The organism is Microcoleus sp. ARI1-B5 (genome assembly GCF_036705795.1).
Taxonomy (GTDB): Bacteria; Cyanobacteriota; Cyanobacteriia; order Cyanobacteriales; family Microcoleaceae; genus Microcoleus.
The window spans coordinates 105,147-129,759 of sequence record NZ_JAUBVK010000005.1 but is presented as its reverse complement, the minus strand read 5'-3'; the positions used below and the strand labels follow the sequence as shown (position 1 = coordinate 129,759).

Below are 24,613 nucleotides of genomic sequence, written 5' to 3'. Positions count from 1 at the left end.
ACATATCAAAATTAAGGTGCAACACCAACAGCGACCATAGTGCAATCAACCAGACGGAAAGCGCGAATCGGTCTAGGGTGCTCTGCTGACCGGACAACACAGCTTCAGAACAACATTTAAACACAATTATAGAAGCCACTGTAGTAATCTCGATTCTAAGTGTGCAACACAAAACTTACTCAAATCTAGCATTTGGCTTAAATTGACGTTTGCTTCCTGCTTCAAGCAAGGATGACGGCATCTTCTGGTTTACAGGCGTTAATTCCGCGCTTGCCGCACGTACAAGGGTCTTGGGGCCATTTTCCAGATTTATTATTGCTGCTTTTAGATCGCGATTGATAGAAACACCACATCGATTGTAGCTATATACAGGTTCCTTCAGAGGCCTTTGCCGAATATTGCCACAGCAAGAGCAGATTTTAGAGGAAGGAAACCACCTGTCAACCTGTTCTAGCTTTGTTCCTAAAAATGCCGCTTTGTAGGTCAACATTCTCCCGAATTCATCTAAGCCTAAGCTCGAAATTGCGAGGGCTAATTTTTGATTGGCCATCATGCCAGAGATGTTGAGGTCTTCCATCCGAATCTGGTAGTATTTTCGGCTGAGATCGGTTGTTGTTTTTTGCAAAAAATTTCGTCTGAAGTTAGCAATATCGGCGTGTCTTCTTGCTAGTTTTCGGTAGTAGTATTTCAAGGCATTGTTAGATGCTCTAATTTCTTGACGACGGTTCCCTAATTGCTTGTTACGGTTGTGCCACTGCTCCTGACTCAGCTTGGTTTTCGCTGTTTTCAGGATTTGTGGTGCAACAATGAAGGAGGCATCAGACAAGCAGGTCAAGCATTTGACATCTAAGTCAATACCAGCAGACTGAACTTGATGCACTCTTGGTGGAATCTTGTCAATATCCAGAGCAAAGGAGACAAACCATTTGTCTGCTGTCCTAGAGATACTGAATGTTTGGCTAGAACCAAGAAATGGTCTTGCTTGCTTGAGTCTAAAGTTTCCCCAACCCGCGATTGTGATTCGCTTCCCCTTGGGTCGGAATTGGCGATTAGTAAATGGCATCATTGCTTCACCCTTTGCAGGGTATACCCCTGACTTTTTGAAGGAGGTGAAACTATCACCTCTCTTTTTTGATTTGAATTGAGAAAAGCCTGATTTACCTAGTCGCCACCCTTGGATAGCTTTATCTAAATTCCTCAGTGCTGATGAATAGATAGCCGATCGATAGCCTTTCATCCAAGAATTATCAGGCTGGGTTTTGGCATGGTTGGTAAAGACTTTATCGATTTCAGCTAATCGTTTAGGAGCGCTGGCTGTGATTCCCTCAAATTGCCATGACTGGGTTAGTATGGATAATCCACAGTTATAAACAAGCCTACCAAAACCTGCACAGCCATATAGCAAAGAGCGTTCTTTATTATTCATTTTTAGCTCTAGTTTCAGACTGTACATTGTTTTACCCAATTTGCAGCTATACCTGCAAATATATCAACAGCTAAGAGAAAATGTCAATGACTTTCAAAAAGCACAATAGATGAGGTTTCCTCCCCTAAAATGAAGAACCATTCGATTGAATTCCACTACAAGCCAAGGTAAAAGTAGGTGTGAGAGAAAGAATAAAGGCGATACCCGATCGCGGCCCAAGCCCCTGAGACAAAAACTGGATGAATGGCTGCAATAATGGGAGCGAGATACTGAGATTTGAGGGATTTAGGTAGAAATTTTGCACGTCTAGCAACCAGTCTTCACTTAAAGATGCTCAGCAATTTGTTGGGCAAATGGCTGTGATTTGAGTCACACTTCCCTCTTCAATTCTCGGATCGAGTTGCACCCGATCGCCCTGGGGCAATATCTTTCAGGCTGCAAAAAAGCCTCGGGTTGACAGACTGCAGTTGGTTGAAGGTAGAATCGCATGGATGCACTCTTGGGGCGAAGGTAAGAGGCAAAAAGTTGTGTCTCCGGCTAGTGTACCGAGAGAATTCATGCTCGATCGAACTTTTTGTTTCCGAATTCCTTCGAGGGATGCCCCATCGAAGGGGCGATCCTCTTCGTTGGCGTAGCCCCCGTAGGGGCGGGCTTTCCGTGTCGATCGCGAAAGCTAACGCTAACGAATGGGCGATTCGAGATTTTGCACCCGGGGAAATATTTTTTTTGAACTCGGATTGATTCGGTAACAATAATTCACCTGTCAAACAATGAGATGATCGAGTCGCCGATCGACTCTCACAACCCTAATGTGGCGAACATTGGCCCAAACAGTACACCCGCGCCCCGTAAATTGGCGGTCTCGGCAATAGTCTCCATAGCTTAATCGATGAAAAAAAACTCCAGCAATTATACGTATTATTACACAAACAACCGTCCCAGATATCATCACGCTTATTTGATATCTCCCCTTCTAGAAATGCTGGCGACACTTCAGCAGGCCAGCCCGACAAAACTCCGAGTTTTGGATCTCGGCTGCGGCAATGGCAGCCTCAGTCACGTCATCGCAGAGCACGGCTGCGAAGTTGTCGGCATTGACACTTCTGCACCCGGAATTGCCATCTCCAGCCAAAGTTTCCCCGAGTGTCAGTTTATCCAAGCAGATATTTACGAACTCCCCGATACCGATATGGTGAACTCATTTGATGTTGTCTTAGCCATTGAAGTAATCGAACACTTACTTTATCCGAAAGAACTGGCAAAAAATGCCAAAAAATGTCTCAAACCGGGAGGCACGCTAATTATTTCTACCCCCTATCACGGCTATTTAAAAAACCTGCTCTTAGCTATTTCCGGAAAAATGGAAAACCATTTTACCGTACTTTGGGATAACGGTCACATTAAATTTTTTTCAGTAGAGACGCTGACCAAGTTATTAACCTCTCAAGGATACACCGACATTAAATTTAAATTTGCTGGTCGGTGTCCCTATCTTTGGAAATCAATGTTATGCTCTAGTAAGTTCACGGAAAAACCGGAAAATTTATGATTTTTTATGGGTGAGTTGTCAGCAAAATCTGTTTGCTGAATTGACAATCAGCCCTCATGAAAAGTAAAAAATAAGTTTCAGGTTCAGTTGACCGCTTGACAGTTGACCGCAAGAGGGCGACCTCTACCTGGAAGTCCGAGGATTGGAGTAATGAATAGTCTTCTTTTAATTTTTCCCGAAAAAGCTTTGGGCTTTAAACCAATTCTTTCGGGTAAAAAATAAAATGACTGTTGGGGTTTGGAGATTAGGCGATCGACTTTGGCAGCACCAAGCGGCTCTCAACCGCACAGACGATAAATCTTCCCTACCCGTAATTTTAATTGAATCATGGCAGCACGTTCAACAGCGCCCCTACCACCCACAAAAATTAGTATGAATTTGGTCGGCAATGCGCCACTTTGCTGAAGAATTGCGCGGGGGCGGCTGCCAAGTCACTTACACAACATCGGGCGACTTTGAAACACCTATCAAAGCTTGGATTCAAGCTCACAACATCGCGGAAGTGCGGGTGATGGCGCCGAACGATCGCCCTTTTTTGCAGCTCGTTCAAAACTTGCAACTTCCCTGCAAAATAATCCTACTCCCCAACAATCAATTTTTGTGAACAGAAACAGAATTTAAAGATTGGGCATCAAGCCGCAAACGTTTGTTAATGGAAGACATTTATCGAGCCAGCCGCCAGCGTTTCCAAGTTTTAATGGATGGCAAGAAACCAGTCGGAGGCAAGTGGAATTTTGACTCATAAAATCGCCCGCCCCCAAAAGGCAAAATGGATACGCCGAAAGCTCTCTGGTTTGAACCGGATGCGATAACTCAAGAAGTTATCGCACAAGTTAAAGCTCTATCTTTCCCAACTTAGGGAGATATTGAACCTTGGCGCTCGGCGGCGGGGCGAGAGCAAGCGAGAGCAAGTATTAGATAATTTCATCGAACAGTGTCTCCCGACTTTTCGCCCTTATCAAGACGCGATGGTAAGGGGGGAAGAAACAATTTGGCATTGCCTAATTTCTCCGTATCTCAATATTGGCTTGCTGCATCCTTTAGAAGTTATTCAAGCTGGCGAAACAGCGTACTTCGACAAAAACTTAAATTTAACTGGTGTCGAGGGTTTTATCCGCCAAATTATCGGGTGGCGAGAATACATTCGCAGTGTGTATTTTTACATTAATAAAATGAGCGACTATTTTGGGGGGTGCAAGTTCGATCGCACTGTGGGGGCGACAATGCCTGTCCGTTCAATTTCTTCTACTCGGACTTCCGGGCGCGCCACCGGGACAAGCTTCAGTCGATCGATCCCATGACCTTTATCTTAGCCAACCTCGACAAAATACCGCCCCAAGAATTGGCAACCATCCGCCAAAAAGCCGCCGACTGGCACTCTTTCTTGAAGGAAGAAGGAAGAGGGAAGAGGGAAGAGGTTCGAGGGAAGAAGGAAGAAGGAAGAAGAAAACACCAATGACCCATCACCAATGACCAATGACCCATCACCAATGACCCATCACCAATGACCCATGACCCATGACCCATCACCAATGACCCATGACCAATGACTCGCCTTTGCAATTCTTATTTTTTCTCTGACTTTTCCCTAAACATTCCACAGCGTTTCCACAGGCAAGTCCGAGGTTTTCCACAGACGGGACAAAGTTTTCCACAGAAATTAACGGCACGGTGGGATGTTGCTGGGGAATTGGGGATTTTGTTAACCTGCTGCCAAATCCCTCATACAAACCCCAAAATATAAATTTATGTAACAAAAAATGCCTTTAAAGGCTGATTATTTGGTAAATCTTTTTTTTACATAAACGACTTTGTAATATTTCGCAACATTGACAAACCCACCCCCTGATAGCGCACAATGATGCGACCGACCTAAAAAAAGCGCTCTGATTTCGGCTGTGCCTGCACCTGTATCCGGCCGAAAGGGGGGTTCTATTTTCAATTTATTAGCGACACTAAAAAAATGATGAACCCAACAGTCAGTATTTTTGCCGAAATTCCCGAAACGCTGCACGATTCTCTCAAAACTTATCTGGAAACTCATCCCGAATGGGATCTAGACCGAGTATTCTCCGCGTCCCTGTCGCTGTTTTTGTTGCAGAATGCCGATAGCGGTACGCCGGAAGCCTCGCGCAGCTACCGCCAAGCTGCAAGAGTTTATCTCGAAACTCTGTTTCAATCCCCTCAAGACTTGCACAGCAATGTAACTCCGTCGTCTTGAAGGAGAGGGGGAGAGGGGGAGAGGGGGAGAGGGGGAGACGGGGAGAGGGGGAGAATTACCCAATTCTTGATTCCCAATTCTTGATTCCCAATTCCAATTCCAATTCCAATTACCGATTACCGATTACCGATTACCGATTACCGATTACCGATTACCGATTACCAATTCCCGATTCCCGATTCCCGATTCCCGATTCCCGATTCCCGATTCCCGATTCCCGATTCCCGATTCCCAATTCCCGATTCCCAATTCCCGATTCCCAATTCCCGATTCCCAATTCCCGATTCCCAATTCAATAATTGGGAATCGGTTTTGCGGTACGCCTAGCAAAGATCGCAAGTCGCGCAAACCCATGTAACATAAAGATTGCGATATTTTTATATATGTAACATGGAACTTTTAGATACCTTGATTGTGGGTGCGGGTATTAGCGGTTTGAGTTTGGCGCACGCACTTGTGAAGGAAGCAACGAGTGCATCGCCACGGGCGATTTTGGTCGCTGAGAGTCAGGGACGTGTGGGCGGGAATATCACAACTGCTACGGGGGGAGGGTTTCTCTGGGAGGAGGGCCCGAATAGTTTTTCGCCGACGCCGGAGTTGCTGAAGTTGGCTGTGGATGTGGGTTTGAAGCAGGAGTTGATTTTTGCCGATCGCAAATTGCCGCGTTATGTTTATTGGCAAAAGAAGCTGCAACCGGTGCCGATGACTCCTGGGGCGATGATTCAGTCTCAGTTGCTGAGTTTTCCGGGGAAACTGCGGGCGCTGTTCGGGGCTTTGGGGTTTGTGGCGCCGGCAATGGGTTCTCAACTTTCGCAGCAGGGTGATGAGGAAACTGTTTCTCAATTTTTCCGCCGTCATCTGGGGACGGAAGTTATGCAGCGGTTGGTGGAACCGTTTGTTTCTGGGGTGTATGCGGGCGATCCGCAACAACTTAGCGCGGCGGCGGCTTTTGGGCGGGTAACAAAGATGGCTGATGCGGGCGGCTCTCTGGTGGCGGGGGCGCTGCTTTCTGCTAGGAAAAAACCCCCCCAACCCCCCCTTGGTAAGGGGGGGCTAAATATTCTTGCAGACCCGAATATTCCGAAGACTAAGCCGGGGGAGTTGGGTTCGTTTAAAGGGGGGTTGAAGGCTTTGCCAGAGGCGATCGCTGCTCAATTGGGCGATCGGCTGAAACTCAACTGGCACCTGACTAGGCTCGATCGCACCGAACGCGAAACTTACATTGCTGTATTCTCGACGCCCGACGGACAGCAGGAAGTTGAGGCCCGCACCGTGGTGTTGACGACGCCCGCTTACGTTACAGCGGAGTTGTTGCAGTCTCTGCAACCGTCCGTTAGCAGCGCTTTACAAGCTTTTACTTATCCTACGGTTGCCTCCGTTGTACTAGCATATCCGATGTCGGATGTCAAGGGCAAATTAGTGGGATTTGGAAATTTAATTCCGAGGGGGCAGGGAATTCGGACTCTGGGGACGATTTGGACATCGAGTTTGTTTGCCGATCGCGCGCCTGCAGGCTGGCAAACTCTCACCAGTTACATCGGCGGGGCTACTGACTCGGGAATTGGCAATCTCGACGCCGAACAAATTGTTGGGGAGGTGCACCGAGATTTGTCTCGGATTTTGCTGAAGCCGGAGGCGGCGCAGCCGAAAGTTTTGACTGTGAAACTGTGGAAGCGGGCGATTCCTCAGTACAATTTGGGTCATTTCGATCGCCTCGAACAGATCGATCGGGGCTTAAAATCTTTGCCCGGGCTGTATTTGTGCAGCAACTACTTTGGCGGCGTGGCTTTGGGAGATTGCGTGCGCAGGGGTTTTGAACGGGCGCGAGCAGTGGGCGAGTATTTGAACGATCGATAGTGGTCCGGGCGGGTTTACAAATATCCAAGATATTTGTGAACCCACCCCACAGCCTTGTGCCTGCCGATCCGGCTGCCGAATGCCGAATGCTACTAGGTTTTTGGCTCAAACTTGTAACCCACTCCCCGGACGGTTTGAATCATCGAAATTTGATTGGTATCTGGTTCAATTTTGCGGCGAATTTGACCGATATGGACATCCACCACGCGATCGGCTCCCACATACTCGTAGTCCCAGACTTCATGCAGCAATTCCGATCGCCTCCACACGCGACCGGGTTTGCTGGCCAAACAGTACAGCAGGTCGAATTCTAAAGCAGTCAAAGCAACTATCTGACTGCTGAGAATCACCTCGCGGCGGACGGGATCTATTAGTAGCTGTCCAAAGGTAAGAGTTTGTTGTTGAGCGGGAGTAACAATGCGCTTGCGCTTCAAAATGGCTGCAACGCGAGCTCCAATCTCTACAAGACTAAAAGGTTTAGTAATGTAGTCGTCGGCACCTTCGGCAAACCCTTTCATTTTGTCAGCTTCATCGGTTCGGCTGGTCAGCATCAACACAAACACGCCCGTGCGTCTTTGCATTTCTTGACAGAGTTTGTAGCCAGTAGTATCGGGTAAATTTACATCTAGAACTACTAAGTCAGGATTGAGTCGATCGAATAATTCCAGACCCGTCTGACCGTCTCCGGCCGACTCAACTTGATAACCTTGCTGGCTTAAAAAACGGTGAATTAAATTTCGGATTGCCGGGTCGTCATCAACCACAAGGATTTTTACAGGGGCCATGACCACAACTTTGCTTGAAGAATTAGGCAAGAATATTCAGCCATAATAATAGAAAACTGGATACAAATCTCGAAAAATTTGAGCTTTTAATAGTTATAGCCATATTTATAGCCATATTTATAACCTACGCAAGATTTCAGGCAATAAATCTCCGGGAACTTTGGATAAGGCTAAATTTTGGCCTTGCAGCCCACATTCACTATAGAAAGCTCTAATCGTTTTAACAATATAGCTCAATGCTGTTTGCCGGGAATCAGCAGCTTGGGAGTTTGGCGGGGCTTGCAGGTGGAGTTTATCTCCATATGTTAACCCTTTGTCGTTGAGATGTTGTCCGACACCGGCGCACACTTGCAACTGGTGGTGCAGTGCAGCTTCTAGATGGCTGGTCTGGGCGGCTTTGTTGACGGCGAAATCTCGGTCTGTGGCTAGTTGATAGTGGGCTAGTCCGAGATTGTTGCGGGCGGCAAGAGTGTCAAAGGTGAGTGGGGTTCGATCGACATCCGCAGCGACAATATCCAGCGCTGTTTCGTAGGCGGCAATCGCCTGCTGCAATGATTCCGTCCGGGCTTGTTTGGACCCGAACTGGTTCGCCAAATGCCAATAAGCGGTACCGAGATTGTTGTAGGTGGCGGCGGCTGCTGCGGGTACTAATTCTCGGGTGCGGTATTTCAAGGCTTCGCGGTAGGCCTCAATCGCCCTGACTAACAAGAGTTCTGAGGGTTCGTGCTGGGCGAGGTTCCAGCAAGCGGTACCGAGGTTGTTTTGGACTCCGGCATAGTTTAGGGGTTCTCGTTCGGGACTGTAACAGCAGAGGGCTTGGGTGTAAGCTTCGATCGCGCTTTTGAGATAGACGATCGGCTCACCGTCTTGAGCTAAATTCCAGTATGCTGTCGCCAAATTATTCTGAGCCGCAGCGTACTGCTGGGGTTCGGCTGCGGGGTCTAGATCCAGCAGCGCTTGTTGGTAAGCTGCAACGGCTTGCTGCAAGTTCTCTGTCTTGTCTCGATAGCGGGCTAAATCTGCCGAAGCGATTCCCAAATTTTTGTTTAATCTCACGCGGGTTTGGGGTGCGCTCTCGGCATCTGTGCGGTTCAAACCTTCCAGGTAGAGGGCGATGCTGCGTTCGAGGCAGGATACCGGATCTGAGGCGTTGACGCCATTGGTGCGATCGCGCGACAGCATCCAGTAGAAAGTGCCGAGATCGTTGAGCAGATCGTCCATTGGCGGTAGGGTGTTGGACTCCTGGGCGTACTGAGTTAAATTTTGTGTCAATTGGGCAATCAGCCGCGCGCATTCGTCGGTTGGCGGTTGATTTTCCTGCAAGCTGGCGTCGAGTTCGAGGTACGCAATCACTTGTTCGTGAGCGCGAATGGCAATTGTCAGGTTTTGTCGCGAAGCGTCTCCGGCCAGAATCCGATCGCGGTAGTAATTTCCCAAACTGTGATAAGCCAAAGCCAATGCTTCGGAACAGCACTGATGTTCTTGCAGCAGTTCGATATATTGCAGGGTTTGCAGCGGCAGAAAATTGTCCTCCGATGCGGGATTATTTTCTGCTTCCAACTCCCCAGAGGCCGCTGCTAGAACCAAATCTGCCAGTTCGACTGATTTAGAATCGGGATCGGGGGATGGGGAATCGGGAATTTGGACTTGTTCGAGGGGAATTGGGGATTGTTCAGACTCTGAAGATTTTAAAAGTTTGTCGCCGGAGTCTCCGCTGTCCCGCAAGGAACCCAAGTCTGGGGAGTGCCCGAAGTCCTCCGAGTGTCCGAAGTCTCCCTTAGCTGGAGTTGGTTCGCCTTCAAACTCAAATACTCCGGTGCGCCACTGCCAAAATTCCGGGGCCGACTGCTCGATCGAACTCAGCCAAGGGCGCGACACCCACAGCAACAGAGCAGACTCGCACATTTGCAGGTTTGCTTCGATGTCTCTCAAATAGCTCAGGAACGACCACTGCACGGCCGGTGAGTGCCTGGTCAGGTGTTCGGCCCCGAGAATTTGAAATCCAGGCAAACGGCTGTAGATGCCCGCGTTTCGTGGCGGTGGGTGTTGGGTCAGCCACCCAGCGATCGAGTCCCAAGGATTTGGATCGCTCAAGTCGAGTTCCAAACTGACAAATCGGGGATAGTCGATCGGGGAGCGAGGGATGGAGTCGGCGCTGTCGGCGGCTAATTCTGCCTGCAAGCGGGCTGCCAGACAGTCCCGCAAGAACAAGTCGTCGCAGGCTGCGATAAAAATTTGACGGCGTAAGTTGAGGTCGATCGCCTGTTTCAAGCGTTGGTAGATCTGCTTGTTCGAGCTAGAAACTTTTTGGGAAGGAATAGACATCACGGTCTGGCGATTTTAGATTTTAGATTTTAGATTTTAGATTTTGGATTGTAGATTGTAGAGTTGAGAGTTGAGAGTTGAAATCGCTCATAACTCGCAACGCCGGCGAGTTCGGCAGTCGATCGCACCGTTGATGACCTGCATGATTGTAGATTTTCAATTAGCAATTTTATATTTGTGACCCCGCCCAAAAACGGGTACAAGTTTCCGACACGAGCTTGGCTGGTCGATCCCAAAATTTTAGACTCAATTTCTAGATCCCAGATTCTCTGCGCTGCAAGTAAATCTAAAATCTAAAATCTAAAATCTAAAATCGACGCTCCGATTCCGTCTGATTAATTGCAACGATCGCCCCTGAACCTGAACGCCGATCGGAAAAAACCCTATTTCTGCTTGCCTTGTTTAGTCTTCCAGCCCGCTCGGCACGCTTCAGGACTGTTGCAACTACCTGCTTTTTATTGAAACACAAAAACCATGTTGACCTTGGTAGGGAAACATGGTTTGTGGAATGATGATTTAAAATTGCGATTTGAAGCAGCCTTAAGTGTCAGCCCAGTTTTTACACCGAAGCAGCCACAAACACCAAACCGGCGACCAACATGGCTGCTGCAATACCCATGATGATGTAGTTCCGCTGCTGATTCTTGTTGGGAGGTTCGGCGCCGTACATCTTCGGCTCTTTGGCAAAATTGTTCAGGCGTCCGTCTTCTTCGGTAGTATAAGGCATTGGCAGCAATCCTCTATATTTTTGATTTCCATCACTGTATCAAAAAATGCCATCAAAGCGCCGTGGAAAGTTCGGGAATTTATTTTGAGGTGACAGTGCCTGTTTCGGGAGAAGAGGCGATCGCGTAATCTTTAACCGGCATTCTTCCTGCTAAGTACGCTATCCGGCCGGCTTCTGCAGCCATGGACATTGCTTTTGCCATTGCCGGAGAATTTTGGGCATTGGCGATCGCCGAATTAATCAACAGTGCATCGGCGCCCATTTCCATTGCTCGGGCAGCTTCGCTGGGAGTGCCGATTCCAGCATCCACCACCACAGGAACCTTTACCGTGTCAATAATTATTTGAATGTTGGCAGCATTGTTGATCCCTTGTCCCGAACCGATGGGCGAACCTAAAGGCATGACAGTCGCACAACCGACTTCTTCTAGGCGTTTTGCCAGCAGCGGATCGGCATTGATGTAAGGCAAAACTGCAAAACCTTCTTTGACTAATTGCTCTGCAGCTTCCAAAGTGCCGATCGGATCTGGCAGCAAATACTTAGCATCAGGAATCACTTCTAACTTGACAAAATTATTATCTTCTTGCCCCAAAAGTTTCGCCATTTCCCTACCCAAACGAGCCACTCTAACCGCCTCATCCGCAGTTTGACAGCCAGCAGTATTGGGCAGCATCCAAATTTTAGTCCAATCAAGAGCCTCCGCCAATCCTTCATGACCGGGAGCATTTGTTTGCACGCGCCGCACAGCCACAGTAACAATTTCGCACCGGCTAGCATTGACACTTTGCTGCATTTCGGCAATGCTGCGATATTTTCCCGTCCCAGTCATCAAGCGAGAATGAAAAGTTTTGCCAGCAATCACCAGAGGTTTATCTAAAGATGGCATTGCTGTATCTACTGGATAGCCAAAAATACTGTACTCAAGAGCCTCTTCCCACTGTGTTCTGCCACCCATCATCTCTTCAAGCTGCCAACCTTCTTTGATGGTTAGATCGTCACGGGTAACAGCATATAAAATTTGGCCTACAGTAATTAGTTTAGCATCTCGCGGCATATTATTTTTCAACCCGCACTCTACGATTTCTTTAAATTCGCTGAAATGGTCTTCCATTTTGCCAGTCTTCCCTTGTAATGATTTGAATTTGTTTGCTGTTGGCAACAAAAATTATTTGTTGAATCTGGTTTTGGGATACCCAAAACAGACCTTGCTTGATGCCAGCGTTGATTTTGCAGACCTCGTAATTTTCTCGGTTTATCTGAAAAATAACTACTGATGCACCTTGATTTTTTGCCCTGCTGATTCCTTCTTGAACTCGATACCTGATGTTCCTCGTAGATTCTGTTAACTCCTTAAATTCGCAAATCTGACCGTCTATCTCAGCATCGGGCGTTCTCACACCCTCTGCTGCTTGCTCGCTCAACAGTGTAACTCTCTTTCCTATTTTAGCCAAAACTTCAGCGACAAAACTTTCTGAATTATTAAGATTGTGTTGTTGGTGGATAAGCACAAATCCTCCAGCTACCTCATCAAAATAATATCGTTGATATTCTGGTTCTGCATTTTCGTAGATAGCTCTGCTTTGCTGGATATATTCTGGATTCACCGTTATTGTATTCTTATTGGACTTCGATCTAGTAGAGTTAACTGCATGAAAGCAACCGTTGAGCAACTTGCTAAAATTGGGATATTTGCCAGCTTAAACCGAACTGATTTAGAGCAATTGCAAGAACATACAGCAATTCGGACTTACCGACAGGGAGAAGTTGTGATGTATGAGGGCGATCGCATCCCCGAAAAATTATACACGCTTTTGAGCGGTTCGCTGCGGGTAGCAAAAACAGCGGCGGCGGGCAAAGAAACAATTCTCCGCACCTTATTTCAGGGAGATATGTTTGCCGCACCTGCTTTACTCGGTAACGGAATTGCGCCGGCAACGGTGACGGCTGAAACTGACGTGCAAGTTGTTACCACAGAACGGGAATTTTTGCTAGCTGCAATTCGGGAAAATCCCGAGATTGCTTTGCGAATATTGGCGGTTTTCAACCAGCGGTTGCAGCAACTGCACGAGACAGTACACGGTTTGGTGTCGGAAAGGGCGATCGTCCGGCTGGCCCGATTCATTCATTACTTTGGCATCGAGCAAGGTACGAAGATTGCGGATAATAGTGTATGTTTAGAAAAACGTTTTCCCTACTATCAAATTGCTCGCAGTATTGGCATTACTTATGAAGAATGCGTGCGGTTGTTTAAGAAACTAAAGCCGTTTGTATCTTACAGTCGAGGGGGGAAGATTGCGGTGTTGGATTGGGAAAAATTGGAGAATCTCGCCTCGGGAGATGAAATAGATTAAAGGTTAAAAACCCAATTCTTGTAGGGGCGGGTTTTACCAACAATTTACGTCTCAAACTAACAATTTCGTAAACCCGCCCCGCCCCAACTGATGATGCTACGGGACATGATTTCACAAACAATATCTGACTGCAACTCACTATCTACATAAACCCGCCCCGATTCACGGGTTGTGGGGGGCGGGTTTATGAGATTATTGATTTTAGGCAATTGCGATCGGTAAAACCCGCCCCTACAGAATAATGATGGCATTAATGAGGCTCAGAAAGTGTCAAAACAAACGCCAAGTTTTCTTCAGCCTTCAAAGCGTGGGGAGCGCGAGAAGGCATGAAAACAAACACCCCCGGTTCCAAAACAATATCCTTACCTTCCAGAGTCAAAATTCCCTTTCCTTCGATTACATTAACTGTGGCATTGCGCGCCGAATTGTGTTCGGCAATGTCCGAACCTGCGGCCAGACAAAGTAAAGTATGCTGACAATTATTGTCTTTGATTAAAATTTTGCTCAGCACTCCGGCCGCGGGATATTCGATTGTGTCTCGGAGTTGGATTGCTGAAGATTGCAGCGGTAAAAGAGTAGCAGTCATAAAATTTTACTCCCTAATATTGTTGTTTTTTGGCACAGATGATGATGTAGCCTAAATCCTGTTGGTAATGCTGGAAAACTCGACGCATTTCTAAAATACGATCGCGAATTTGCCGTTTCCTTAAAACATTCCACAAAATCCGCACAGTACCCAAAAACCCTTCATCATCAAGCATTCGCCGCCAGTTGAGGAGTCCCATCGCCCCGGTTTGACACTTTTCTACGTGCAAACCCGCGTTTTGACAAACCGCAATCCAGCCCGACTCAGACAACGGCGTGGAATTAACCCGAATCACTTCCGATAAAGCTTTGTGAATTTCCGATTCTCGGTTTCTGGCTAAAAGTTCGTGAGAAAGAAACTTACCCCCGGGCTTTAGCCGATCGCAAATTCCCGATACAATTTTAGCTTTCCCCGACCCTGACTGCATCGTCAGGATAGCTTCAGCCAACACCCAATCAAACTGCTGGGAAATCCGATCCAAGTGCAAAATATCTCCTTCCACAATTTCCACTCGATCGCCCAAACCCGCTGCTGCGACATTAGCACGAGCGCGCGCCACACTGTCGGGATTCTTCTCAACTCCCACTACTTTAACGCCAAAACGCTCCGCAAGGGCGATCGAACTATATCCAAAACTAGCAGCCAACTCCAAAACAGTTTCCCCAGGCCCAAAATCCGCCCATTCAAATAACATTTCCGTAGCAGCTTTTCCCCCCGGCCTCAGCATTTTCTTACCAGCGGCCGCTAGGACTTCATGGCCCGGTGCAGTCTGCAAATTGAGAGCAGTATCGGTCATTGATTTGACCTCCTATTTAAGCTTACTCTCAGTTTGCCAAATTCTCCCCAATCTTTCTATGATCTAGCTCATATTCAAATTATCCTCGGGTGCGTCAGCCTCCTGAATTTTGAGAATTATCCCAAAGATTTCGAGAGGCTGACGCACCCTACAATAGCGCGATTTATATTATAGTAGGGTGCGTCAGCCTCCTAGATTCTTGCAGTTATCCCAAAGATTTCGAGAGGCTGACGCACCCTACAATATCGGGAACTGTCCGCAGCAATCAAGTGAAGGCAGAAGGTCCCATACGCAAAGCTCGTACCTCCTCGCGGTTATACGCACAAACCTCCTGCCACTCCTCATAAGTCCATTTGCTGTAATGAACAATTTTTTCACTAAGAAAATCTATAGACCTTCCTGCAAAAGCATCTTCCAAAATTCGCTCTAAACCTGTTTCAGCAAAAGCAGCTAATAAAATAGTAGCTTTTAAGTTGCGTTTAATTGTAGCTTCGTAAGTAATAAGTTTTACGAAATCTCGAAGGCTAAGAGTTTTTATCAAAAAATCACCTCTTTTCTCATCACCTTCGCCAATAATATCCACCCAAATTACTTCCCCAGAAAAACCCATGCTGTGTAAGGATTTCACTGTTTCAGACCCCCATTTTGTTCGCTCGAAAAAGAAGCTATCTAAGTATCCCAAAGTAGCTCCTATATTCTCAACACCCAAGCGCTTCTCACGACTGGGAAGCAGCATATAGGCATCTAAAACAGATTCACCAAGATTTACTTCGCAGTTAACAGCCTTGATGACATCATTTTGAAAATCCTTTGCCATAGCAATCTATTTGTTTAAAGTTAACTATAAGACTGCATACATTATACCTTCTCAATAGTCCGGACTGTTTTTTAACGCCTCTGTAAGCCTTACTTGGCAAGCCAAGCCATTTTTAACGCATTTTAGGAAATTTAGCGCTGGCCTCAAACGAAAGAAAAAATAGTCCACCATACAGCCCGTCTGGGTTTCGGGTACTCGACCTATGCCTAAAACTGTCCGAAGTATTGCCAATACTTCGGACAGTTTTAGATTTTTTAGGCGCTCGCTAAACACCCGTCATCGTTTTACTGGAACTTGCTGCTGTCAATTCTGCCACCGAATTTGCTCGCAGTGCGCGGAACATTCCAAAGCGACAAAGCCCCGCACCAAAGGCTAATCGCATTAGTAAAAGAGTCGGTACTTCTCGCAGAGACTTGATGAAACCCGATAAACCAAAACGCACTAATCCGGCCGGTCTAGCTATGCCTTGCCAGATAGAATCTATCCATGAAGGAAGGGTTTCTTTCGTCCAATCTGCGGTTGTTACAGCGCCCTCCACAAACCCCGTTGCTTCTAAAAGTTCTGAAAAGCCCTCAATGCTTGAAAAAGCCGGATGCGACCATTGATCCAGCAGTTGCTGCATTACCGGTTTTTCCCAAAAATTGAGCGGGATTTCGCGATCGTCCCTTTGATTCCAGTCGGCCACAACCAGCACGCCACCGGGCTTTACGACTCTCATTAACTCTTTGGCAAAAACGGCTTTGTCGGGCATATGCGGCCCAGCTTCGATCGACCAAACCACATCAAAACTCGCATCTGGAAACGAAAGTGCCATAGCATCATCCACCCGAAACTGCAAATCGAGTTCTGGCGGAGTTAATTCTCCAGCGCGTTTAACTTGCTGCGGGCTGATCGTAATTCCAGTGACAGCAAACTTATAATCCTGCGCCAAAATGCGGCTGCTACCACCAATTCCACAACCAACATCTAAGACTGTAGTGCCGGGAGGTAATCGATCCAAGCCGCCCCAGCGCACCATTTCATGCACAAAATCGGATTTAGCCGCGAGGAAATCTTTCCGTTGTGGCGGCGAACCGTAATGACCTAAGTGGATATGTTCGCCCCAATAAAATTCTAGAATGCCGTCTTCCGTCCATTCATCGTAGGAATTCGCCACGGAGTCGGATGATTGATAAGGGCGCGCCGCGATTAAATAGAGCGTAAGGGCGATCGCCAGCAGTGCAAACACAACTCCAAGTACAACCAAAAATAAATTCATTTTTTACCTTTTCTCCAGGGCAGAATGCAGGCTGAAATTGCCGACAAAATTAGGGCGATTAAATTATTATAAGCAATTGAGACAAAACAATATAATCAAATTAGTCGGTGTTGAGTACCAAATCCGATCCCGACTATTGTATACTTGGCACATGGTATTTTGTAGCAGAAAGTTGTGCCACCATCTGCGCGCGGGATGAAACCTCAAGCTTGCGGAACATTCGCTTGAGAGCTTGCTTCACAGAATTTTCAGTAATCCAAAGTTCAGTCCCAATTTCGGCGTTGGTTCGTCCCAAAGCAACCAACTCGGCAATTTCCAATTCACGAGGCGTTAAGCGATTGGTTTTGACAGGCTGGTATGGCGAGCGCACTGTTGCAGCCCAGACAGATAAGTGCAAACAGATTCCACTCAAATCAGCTAGATTTTGGGCATCAAAAGCAGGCATTGACTGTTCGCGAGTGCAGCCGAATACACCTACTAATTTACCGCAGCTTACAATCGGGCCCGCCATGACGTGCCAATGATCGGGGCGAGGACAAATCATCGTCCAAACTTTGGGTGATGCTAGCAGTCCTTCGTGGACGGGAGAATGGCGCTCAACTAGATAACGTGCAATAGGATTGCGATCGATCGATAGTGCAATTGGCAGTGCTTTCTGAAGATTACCATCTAACAAAGGCAATTGGTCAAAGAAAAAGACTCCGCATCGCTTAGCCGCGAAATACTCGCCGATTTTCGGCACGACTTGCGATCGCAGGTCTTGTTCATCCTTGACCTGATTAATTGCTTCAAATAAATGCTGTAAGGAATTGGTCATCGTCGTGATGGCGAAAAGTGTACCCGATCGGGGTCTACGATCGCTGAATTACTCAGCTTATATTATCAAAAGTATCAAAAATAACGTGAAATGACCATCAATTCGGAAATTGAGCGCGATCGCCCTCCCATGCGTTGGATGCCGATCGGCTTTTATGCGACTTCAGTGATCTTTAACCTCTGCTTGATTGCTCAATTGTTAACGGTTGGAGTCGCTTACTTTGTTAACCCTGCATGGTGGGATATTCATGTTTGGCTAGTCCGAGGATATAGCGGGCTGTCATTATTATTACTGGGATGGTCGCTCATCACTCGATTCTCACCTCAAATACAACGTCTCACCGCAAGTCTACCCGTGCTGCTGGGACTACAATTTTTGACCATTCATCTCAAGACTCCTTTTCATCTAGAGGTACTCCATCCTCTGATTGGATTTACGTTACTCTTTGTTTCTTCAAGTCTTGTACATAGCCTAGGGCGCATTTTATCGCCCGCCCATCTTCAGAACGATCGAGTTTGATAGGTAAAAATCATGCAAAATGCAATTTTCAGTCCCTTCTTTGCAATGGTGTTTCTGACACTCTTGGTTTGGGTGTATCTGTACATCCGCCGTATCACTTTCATCAACAATACAAACTTCGGCCAGAAGGAGCTGGCTGTACCTGGTACGCTGGCGCAAATCTCGCCACCAGAGGTATCTAATCCATCAGATAACTTCAAGAATTTGTTCGAGATTCCCGTCCTGTTTTATACGCTGGTGCTATACCTTTTCATCACGAACCAGGTAGATGAAATTTATGTGAATGCAGCTTGGATATTCGTTGGTTTTCGCGCCTTGCACAGCATCGTTCATTGTACCTTCAATCTGATTCTGCTGCGGTTCTACCTCTACTTATTCTCTACCCTCATGGTGTGGTTCATTGCAATCCGTGCAGCTCTTAGCCACTTTGCTACATAGGTATAGCAGCGGACAGTTGACAGTGGGCAGTTGACAGTGTATGGGAATCAAATTGTTTATGGGTGAGGCAGCGGACAGTTGACAGTGGACAGTTGACAGTGTATGGGAATCAAATTGTTTATGGGTGAGGGGGTATGGGCTCTATTCATAGGGGCACACAAAGAACGATCGTTCTTTGTGTTCGGAGCTGTGACTTGCTACAATCTAATCGGACACGCGACTCGAAGCAATTATGACCGAACTCTTAGATGAGACCCTTTCTATTGAAATCGCAACTCGCCTCAAAAGCAACTCTAAAAACTGCTTTGACAATGCTTGTAAAGCAGCATTAGCAACCGAGGGCGCAATCTACGTCCAAGGCTTTTTGGCTGCACCGGGAGCGCCATATAAACCCATTGAGTATAGCTGGATTGAACTCGGCGATCGAATTGTTGACCCAACTTTTCCCCATCTCGGTTTCAGCGCTGGAGACATTCACTACTTCCCCGCACAGCGATTGAGCGTGAAGAAACTCAAAGCAATTCTAGAGGAGTCAAAAGAAGATTATCCCGAAGATGACCCGCTGCCGGTTTACGGCAATCAGCCTTATGAATATTACGGCGATTTGATGTTAGGGGGGAGCGATTACCAAAATGCTTACGATTTGGCTTTAGCTAAATGCAAGGAATTGAACCAACCCAAAAGAAAGGATGCAAACTGATCGGGATAGTGCTGGTGCAGGCGCAGTCAGAAACTGGGTTTGATGGACGAAAAGATGCGCTGTCACCTACAGATTAAGTCAAAAACTCGGTTTCTTTTATCTTATAGCGTGTCCGATCGCTTATAAGCGATCGGTTTTTATTAGGGTAATCGAGGGACATGATATTAATGCGTCACTTTTGCAAGATTAAGGTTGAAAAATGCTTTGACGGGCTGTAAAAATGTTAGATCGTATCCGGTAAATTGACCATTATACATAGACCGGGGCGGGTTTTTGAGATGGTCGATTTTTAGCCAATATTGTTGGTGAACCCGCCCCTACTATATTCAGATTACTCGACCCGACTTGATATTATAAGGTGCGGATACGTGAGATTGTCGATCGGATGCAAGAAATTGTCGATCGCAACGCACCCTACTTTTACGACATCCGTTACATCCGTTACATCCCGTACATTGCTCGTTGCCGAACTTCCTTCTACTTAGTATTGTTTTCCAGAAGTGCGCCGATCGCCTTAATTAATCGAGCGGGTTCGATCGGCTTTGCTAGATGGCTTTGAAATCCAGCTTGCTTCGCTTGCTGTTGGTTAAAATCTCCAGCATAGGCGGTTAGAGCGATCGCCAGAACATTTCCCCCTTGCTCAGGCGGCAGAGCTCGAATCTGCCGCATCAGCATATAGCCATCCATATCGGGCATTCCAATATCGCTGAGCACCACATCCGGCTGAAATTGAGTCAACAGTGCAAATCCCTCGCCTGCGGTGGTGGCGGTGATGACTCTCGCCGACGCTTGCTCTAAGACAAACGCCACAAACTCTCGCGAATCAATTTCGTCATCGATGACTAAAACTTTAATTCCATCCAAATCAAGCGATGGCTCGGAAGATAAGCGATCGACATTGGCGGCAGACTGAACCGGCATTAACGGCAGTTTCACGGTAAAAGTAGCGCCTAACCCTTCACCCGGGCTAGCTGCCTCAACTGTGCCGCCGTGCATTTCCACCAGATTGCGGACGATCGCCAGCCCCAATCCCAACCCGCCAAACTTGCGCGTCGTAGCACCATCCTCCTGGCGGAAATAGTCAAACACGAAGGGCAAAAACTCAGGATCGATGCCCTTGCCGGTGTCGCTAACGGAGACGATCGCCCGATCGCCAATCTGTTCCAATCGCAGCGTCACGCGCCCGAGAGGCGGCGTAAATTTGACCGCATTAGAAAGCAGGTTCCAAATTACTTGCTGCAAGCGAGTTGCATCGCCCCAAACCTGTCCGACTTCAGGAGCGAGATTTGCTTCTACCGTAATAGACTTGCCTTCGGCTGCTAGATGCACCGTTTCCATCGCCGCTCGCAGCGTGGCGGCTAAATTAACCGGACTCACATTCATGCTGAGTTTCCCTTGCAGAATCCGAGAGACATCCAGCAAATCTTCTATCAGTTCCGATTGCAGCTTGACATTGCGTTCTATCGTGGTGAGGGCTTTAGCGGTTCTGGCTTGGTCGAGCGTGCCGGTTTTGAGGATCTGCGTCCAGCCCAAAATCGGGTTGAGGGGCGATCGCAACTCGTGGGACAATACCGCCAAAAACTCATCTTTGAGGCGATTTGCCTGTCTTAATTGTTCCGCTTGCTGCTGGAGTGAATTTGTCAGGTTGGCCCGCTCGATCGCGATCGCGATCAGATCGCAGGTGGATTGCAACAACTCAATTTCTGCCCTTGTAAAATGCGTTCGAGTGATACTGCCAAAAGAAAGCGTTCCCGCTAATCGCCCAAGGGCGATTAGCGGGAACGCTGCATAAGCAGCGATCCCCGGGATCCCCATGGCAGAGGCAGTTTGAACGTTCTGCTCTGTGGAAAGTTGCGCTTGGTTGAGGACGAGTTGCTGCCCCTGCTGTGCCACCCGCCCGCAAAAATATTCACCAAATTCGAGCCATTCGATCGCCTGGACTGATTCTTCAGAGATGCCGTGAGAGTTTCTCAGATGCAGCATCGGACGGTTGTCTTTTTCTTCCACCATGAAGTTGTATAAAAAGTGCAGGTCCAGTAGGGCTGCGAGTTTGTTAAATAGATTGTGGATCAGCATCAGCGGCTCGTCTGTCGAGAGCAGCTCGCGGGTCGTTTCATACAGCAATTTCAGCCCTTCACCTGACTGCCGCTGCGCCGTCTTGTCCTGCATAATGCAGACGAAGCCTCGGGGACTACCTGCTTCGTCGAGCAGGGGCATCATCAACCCACTTGCCCAAAAGCGACTCCGATCTTTGCGGTGGTGCCAACATTCGTTTTCTGCCCGTCCTTGCGCTAGAGCAGTTTGCCTCTCGCGATCGGCTCGTCCCGATGCGTTGTCTTCGGGCGTGAGGAAAATCTCGTAGGGGCAGCCGATCGCCTCTGCTTCGGTATAGCCAAACAGCCTCTGGGCCCCTGAGTTCCAACTGTCGATCGTGCCGCCCTGGTCGAGGGTGAAAATCGCGTAATCTTTGGCGCTGTCAACGAGCAGGCGGAGGCGGGCTTCACTCTGGCGCAGGCCTTCCTCTGCTTGCTTGCGATCGGTGATATCGCGGGTTATTCCTGCTACTGCTTCTACTGCACCATCGGCATCAAACAGCGGCACAAAAATATACTCGTAGTCTCTTGTCCCCGAGGCACTGGTGTAGGGCCCTTCGTCTTTCAGCGGTTGGCCCGCGGCGATGACTTGTTGGATCTGGCGTTGCACGCGATCGGCTAACTCGATCGGATAACCCAATTCCAAGAAGTTTTTGCCAACAGATTCGGCCCACGTTTTCTGCCAGAGGTCGAGGAATGGTTTGTTGATGTAAGTGAACCGTCCCGACAAATCAAAGGTGTAGATAAAATCTGGCACGGAAGATGCCACCGCATCAAACCTTCGCAATTGCTGCTCAATTTCGGCGGAAAGTCTTTGCAATTTAGCTTCGGCAAGTTTGCGCTCAGTAATATCGACGAGTGCTCCGGGGAAAGAAACCGGGTTGCCCGCTTCGTCATACTCGACTCGACCCCGTGCCGTGAGCCAACGCTCTTCACCGCTGGCAGTCCGAACTCGGTACTCAGCAACATAGTTCTCGCCTGTCTCGATCGCCTGCTCAACTGCGGCCGAAATGCGAGGGCGGTCTTCCTCGTGCATGGCGTTGATAAAAAAGGAGATCGGCAGCCCTTCTGTCGTCGCCATCACCGGCTCTACGTCAAACAATTGAGCCATCGCAGCATCGACAATCACGCGATCGCTCGGAATGTTCCAGCGCCACGTGTAAACTGCTCCAGCCGCCAAAGCCGACTCCAACTGCACGAGAGCTTCTCGCAGCGCTATTTCTGCCAACTGGCGATCGGCTTCGCTGCGCTTGCGATCGCTGATATCGATAATAAATTCTACGCCCTCTGCTTCACTCAGTCGCCTTGCAGCGAACAATGCCCACCAGCGCGAGCCGTCCTTGCGAAGGTATTCCTTTTCGTAAGGAGTGGTGCGCCCGGTTGTTTCAAACTCCTCAATGGCGCAGAGGGAAGCGGGCATCCACTCCGGCGGTGTCATGATGTCCCACCGCATCAATCCCTGCTCGACATCCTGCTTGCTGTAGCCGCTCATCTGGAGGAAAGCGTCGTTGGTTTCGGCGATCCTGCCGTCGGTTGTGAAGAAAATGACTCCGACGGTTTCGATCGCAATTGCCCGCAGCAGGCGAGCTTCCGATTCGCGCAGGACAAGGCTCGATCGATCGCGCTCAAACACGATGCTGGCAACCCCAACGCCAAACTGGGCCAGTCGGTACTCCCAATCAATCGGCGGCCGCGCCCGGTCAAAGCACAGCATCAGCGACCCGATCGGCCGAGAGTCTGCACCTAGTACGGGCGTGGAATGACACGCTAGAATGCCGTGAGCGGCGCATAAGTCTCGCCAGGGTTGCGACCAGCGATCGTCGTTGGCAATATCCGCGCTGGTAATCGGCTGACCGGAATACACCGCCTCGCCGCACGTCCCAATGCACAAATCGTTAATCGGAGCATCCTTGAGTCCTTCTCCAAAGGTTGGGGGAAAGTCTGGAGTGATGGAGCGAGAAAACTTCAACCGTTGGGCATCCGCCAGCAAGAAGCAGGCTCTTACGCCTGGATTGAGCCTCGATACCGCGTCACATACCGCAGCTAGGCATTCGTCTAGCGGCTGTCCCGATGCGATCGACTCTAGGAGTTGCTTCTGCTCGACCAGCATCAGTTCTGCCTGTTTGCGATCGGTAATGTCAGTTGCCAGAACCGCCACTCCATCGGGCGCAGGATAAAGTCGGTGTTCGTACCAGCGATGCCATCTCGGATAAAAATACTCAGCGCAGTTGGGCGTTTGCTCCCTCATCGCTTGATGAAACTGCAGGTAAACAGCGGTGTCAATCAAATCGGCAAACAAATCCCAAATCCTTTGACCCAGCATCGCTTCTGGCTGCATTGCCGCCATTTCACAGACGCGATCGTTAACGTAGGTAAACCGCCAATCGCGATCTAAAACATAAAACCCATCGCGGATGCTAGAAAGCACATTTTCTAGCTGTTCTTGCGCCGCACTTTCTGCAGCTTCCCTAACCGCCCCCGCTTCTTGTTCTGACGGCCTTGCTTCCTGTAATGTCTGCAAGGATGCTCGGGCGTTTTCTAAAGCATTGCGCCGCGATTGATTGAGCAAACTAATCACCGCTGCCGCCATCAAAAATGCACTCAACTGAGCAATTGTCTGGAAATTGGCAATATGTAAGGAATAGAAAGGCTCGATCGAGAAATAATTGATTGCCAAAGCAGACAAAACCGTTGCCAGCAAACCGGCCCCCAAACCGCCATACCAGCCGCTTACCATCACCGCGAGCAAAAACAGTGGCGTTGTGGTGCGATCGAGCCACGGTAAGAGCGATCGGGTTAGCCCCAGTGCCAGAGCCACGGAGAAAATCGCTAGGCTATATGGAAGTAATCGAACACCTGTGAAAATGCTTTTGACTCGATCGAAACTCACGCTTGTTACTCCTGATCCGATTTATTGTGGGAAAGCTCATGGCTAATTCACCGGCCAAGTGTTGCTGAGACAGCTTTATCACTTGTCGCAGTTTTCGCTTCAAATAACCGCTAGCTGGTTGTTTCGCTTTGAGCCGTTCTCTTTTGAAAGGCATCAGAGTAACAAGTATAAAGCTATTTATATTTAACAACATTTTGGAGAGTTTTTGATTGCCAACCGTAAAATAAGAGTTTTTGGGCGATCGAGCCGAGCTACAAACCCAAAATCAAGAGTTTAAAACTGCGACATAAAAACAATCTGGACTATTGCTTGTCTGACCCAAATTAAGTTCGATCGTTCGGACTTTAGTCCTTCTTCATTCACAAATAGCCGTAGGGTGCGGCTCCATTGACAATCCCTCAACAAAAATCGACAATCTCATAGATCCGCACCTTATAAACTGGGCCGCTTATAAACAA

General features: G+C 48.2%; 22 protein-coding genes and 1 pseudogene. 10 read left to right on the top strand and 13 right to left on the bottom strand.

Translation table 11 applies throughout. The features are described from left to right. Positions 1–175 precede the first annotated feature (175 nt). Positions 176–1,453: an RNA-guided endonuclease InsQ/TnpB family protein gene (locus QUB63_RS10365; protein WP_332944940.1), complete on the bottom strand. Its 1,278-nt coding sequence runs from the start codon at positions 1,451–1,453 to the stop codon at positions 176–178. Positions 1,454–2,315: 862 nt separating this feature from the next. Here QUB63_RS10365 and QUB63_RS10360 point away from each other — a divergent pair. The 5 genes and pseudogenes from QUB63_RS10360 (at position 2,316) to QUB63_RS10340 (ending at position 5,196) form a co-directional block, all read left to right on the top strand. Then, positions 2,316–2,975 (top strand): class I SAM-dependent methyltransferase, encoded by a 660-nt coding sequence (locus tag QUB63_RS10360; protein WP_332944939.1) that lies wholly within the window; start codon positions 2,316–2,318, stop codon positions 2,973–2,975. 223 nt (positions 2,976–3,198) lie between these two features. After that, positions 3,199–3,834: pseudogene (locus QUB63_RS10355) on the top strand (cryptochrome/photolyase family protein). 7 nt (positions 3,835–3,841) lie between these two features. Beyond that, complete coding sequence (locus tag QUB63_RS10350) at positions 3,842–4,276, top strand: hypothetical protein (protein WP_332944938.1); 435 nt, start codon at positions 3,842–3,844, stop codon at positions 4,274–4,276. Next, positions 4,273–4,434, top strand: a complete 162-nt coding sequence (locus tag QUB63_RS10345; RefSeq protein ID WP_332944937.1) for a hypothetical protein — start codon at positions 4,273–4,275, stop codon at positions 4,432–4,434. The genes QUB63_RS10350 and QUB63_RS10345 overlap by 4 nt, the downstream gene beginning before the upstream one ends. A 507-nt stretch (positions 4,435–4,941) precedes the next feature. Next, positions 4,942–5,196: a DUF2811 domain-containing protein gene (locus QUB63_RS10340; protein ID WP_332945218.1), complete on the top strand. Its 255-nt coding sequence runs from the start codon at positions 4,942–4,944 to the stop codon at positions 5,194–5,196. Between the two features lie 144 nt (positions 5,197–5,340). Here QUB63_RS10340 and QUB63_RS10335 read toward each other — a convergent pair whose 3' ends face one another. Beyond that, positions 5,341–5,550 (bottom strand): hypothetical protein, encoded by a 210-nt coding sequence (locus QUB63_RS10335; RefSeq protein WP_332944935.1) that lies wholly within the window; start codon positions 5,548–5,550, stop codon positions 5,341–5,343. Between the two features lie 36 nt (positions 5,551–5,586). On the opposite strand from QUB63_RS10335, the gene hemG reads away from it, so the two are divergent. Then, complete coding sequence (hemG, locus tag QUB63_RS10330) at positions 5,587–7,053, top strand: protoporphyrinogen oxidase (RefSeq protein WP_332944933.1); 1,467 nt, start codon at positions 5,587–5,589, stop codon at positions 7,051–7,053. Positions 7,054–7,145: 92 nt separating this feature from the next. Here the strand turns inward: hemG and QUB63_RS10325 are convergent, their stop codons facing one another. From QUB63_RS10325 to QUB63_RS10305, 5 genes are all read right to left on the bottom strand, one after another. After that, entirely contained in the window at positions 7,146–7,838 is a 693-nt protein-coding gene (locus tag QUB63_RS10325; RefSeq protein ID WP_332944932.1) for a response regulator transcription factor, read from the bottom strand. A gap of 117 nt (positions 7,839–7,955) precedes the next feature. Next, positions 7,956–10,163 (bottom strand): hypothetical protein, encoded by a 2,208-nt coding sequence (locus QUB63_RS10320; RefSeq protein WP_332944930.1) that lies wholly within the window; start codon positions 10,161–10,163, stop codon positions 7,956–7,958. 559 nt (positions 10,164–10,722) lie between these two features. Further along, positions 10,723–10,890 carry a photosystem II assembly protein Psb34 gene (gene psb34, locus QUB63_RS10315; protein ID WP_332944929.1) on the bottom strand — a complete coding sequence of 56 codons (168 nt, stop codon included), beginning with the start codon at positions 10,888–10,890 and terminating at the stop codon, positions 10,723–10,725. Between the two features lie 79 nt (positions 10,891–10,969). Then, entirely contained in the window at positions 10,970–11,776 is an 807-nt protein-coding gene (locus tag QUB63_RS10310) for a thiazole synthase (RefSeq protein ID WP_332945217.1), read from the bottom strand. A gap of 199 nt (positions 11,777–11,975) precedes the next feature. Beyond that, positions 11,976–12,494, bottom strand: a complete 519-nt coding sequence (locus QUB63_RS10305; protein ID WP_332944928.1) for a hypothetical protein — start codon at positions 12,492–12,494, stop codon at positions 11,976–11,978. A gap of 45 nt (positions 12,495–12,539) precedes the next feature. On the opposite strand from QUB63_RS10305, the gene QUB63_RS10300 reads away from it, so the two are divergent. Beyond that, the gene (locus tag QUB63_RS10300; RefSeq protein WP_332944926.1) at positions 12,540–13,241 is read left to right on the top strand and encodes a Crp/Fnr family transcriptional regulator; all 702 of its coding nucleotides are present in this window, start codon (positions 12,540–12,542) and stop codon (positions 13,239–13,241) included. Between the two features lie 250 nt (positions 13,242–13,491). On the opposite strand, the gene QUB63_RS10295 is transcribed toward QUB63_RS10300, so the two are convergent. From QUB63_RS10295 to QUB63_RS10275, 5 genes are all read right to left on the bottom strand, one after another. Next, positions 13,492–13,827, bottom strand: coding sequence for a cupin domain-containing protein (locus QUB63_RS10295; protein WP_332944925.1), 336 nt, complete (start codon positions 13,825–13,827; stop codon positions 13,492–13,494). A gap of 13 nt (positions 13,828–13,840) precedes the next feature. Continuing rightward, positions 13,841–14,623, bottom strand: coding sequence for an SAM-dependent methyltransferase (locus QUB63_RS10290; RefSeq protein ID WP_332944923.1), 783 nt, complete (start codon positions 14,621–14,623; stop codon positions 13,841–13,843). 265 nt (positions 14,624–14,888) lie between these two features. Then, entirely contained in the window at positions 14,889–15,440 is a 552-nt protein-coding gene (locus tag QUB63_RS10285; RefSeq protein WP_332944921.1) for a hypothetical protein, read from the bottom strand. Positions 15,441–15,705: 265 nt separating this feature from the next. After that, complete coding sequence (locus tag QUB63_RS10280) at positions 15,706–16,698, bottom strand: methyltransferase domain-containing protein (RefSeq protein ID WP_332944920.1); 993 nt, start codon at positions 16,696–16,698, stop codon at positions 15,706–15,708. Positions 16,699–16,831: 133 nt separating this feature from the next. Beyond that, positions 16,832–17,515, bottom strand: coding sequence for a LuxR C-terminal-related transcriptional regulator (locus QUB63_RS10275; RefSeq protein WP_332944919.1), 684 nt, complete (start codon positions 17,513–17,515; stop codon positions 16,832–16,834). A 90-nt stretch (positions 17,516–17,605) separates the two neighbouring features. Here QUB63_RS10275 and QUB63_RS10270 point away from each other — a divergent pair, with 90 nt between their 5' ends. The 3 genes from QUB63_RS10270 (at position 17,606) to QUB63_RS10260 (ending at position 19,172) form a co-directional block, all read left to right on the top strand. Then, positions 17,606–18,034, top strand: coding sequence for a DUF6220 domain-containing protein (locus QUB63_RS10270; RefSeq protein WP_332944918.1), 429 nt, complete (start codon positions 17,606–17,608; stop codon positions 18,032–18,034). A gap of 12 nt (positions 18,035–18,046) precedes the next feature. Continuing rightward, a complete protein-coding gene (locus QUB63_RS10265) occupies positions 18,047–18,472 on the top strand; it encodes an MAPEG family protein (protein ID WP_332944917.1) in 426 nt (141 codons plus the stop codon). A 232-nt stretch (positions 18,473–18,704) separates the two neighbouring features. After that, a complete protein-coding gene (locus QUB63_RS10260) occupies positions 18,705–19,172 on the top strand; it encodes a hypothetical protein (RefSeq protein ID WP_332944915.1) in 468 nt (155 codons plus the stop codon). Between the two features lie 477 nt (positions 19,173–19,649). On the opposite strand, the gene QUB63_RS10255 is transcribed toward QUB63_RS10260, so the two are convergent. Further along, complete coding sequence (locus QUB63_RS10255) at positions 19,650–24,155, bottom strand: PAS domain S-box protein (RefSeq protein ID WP_332944914.1); 4,506 nt, start codon at positions 24,153–24,155, stop codon at positions 19,650–19,652. Positions 24,156–24,613 lie beyond the last annotated feature (458 nt).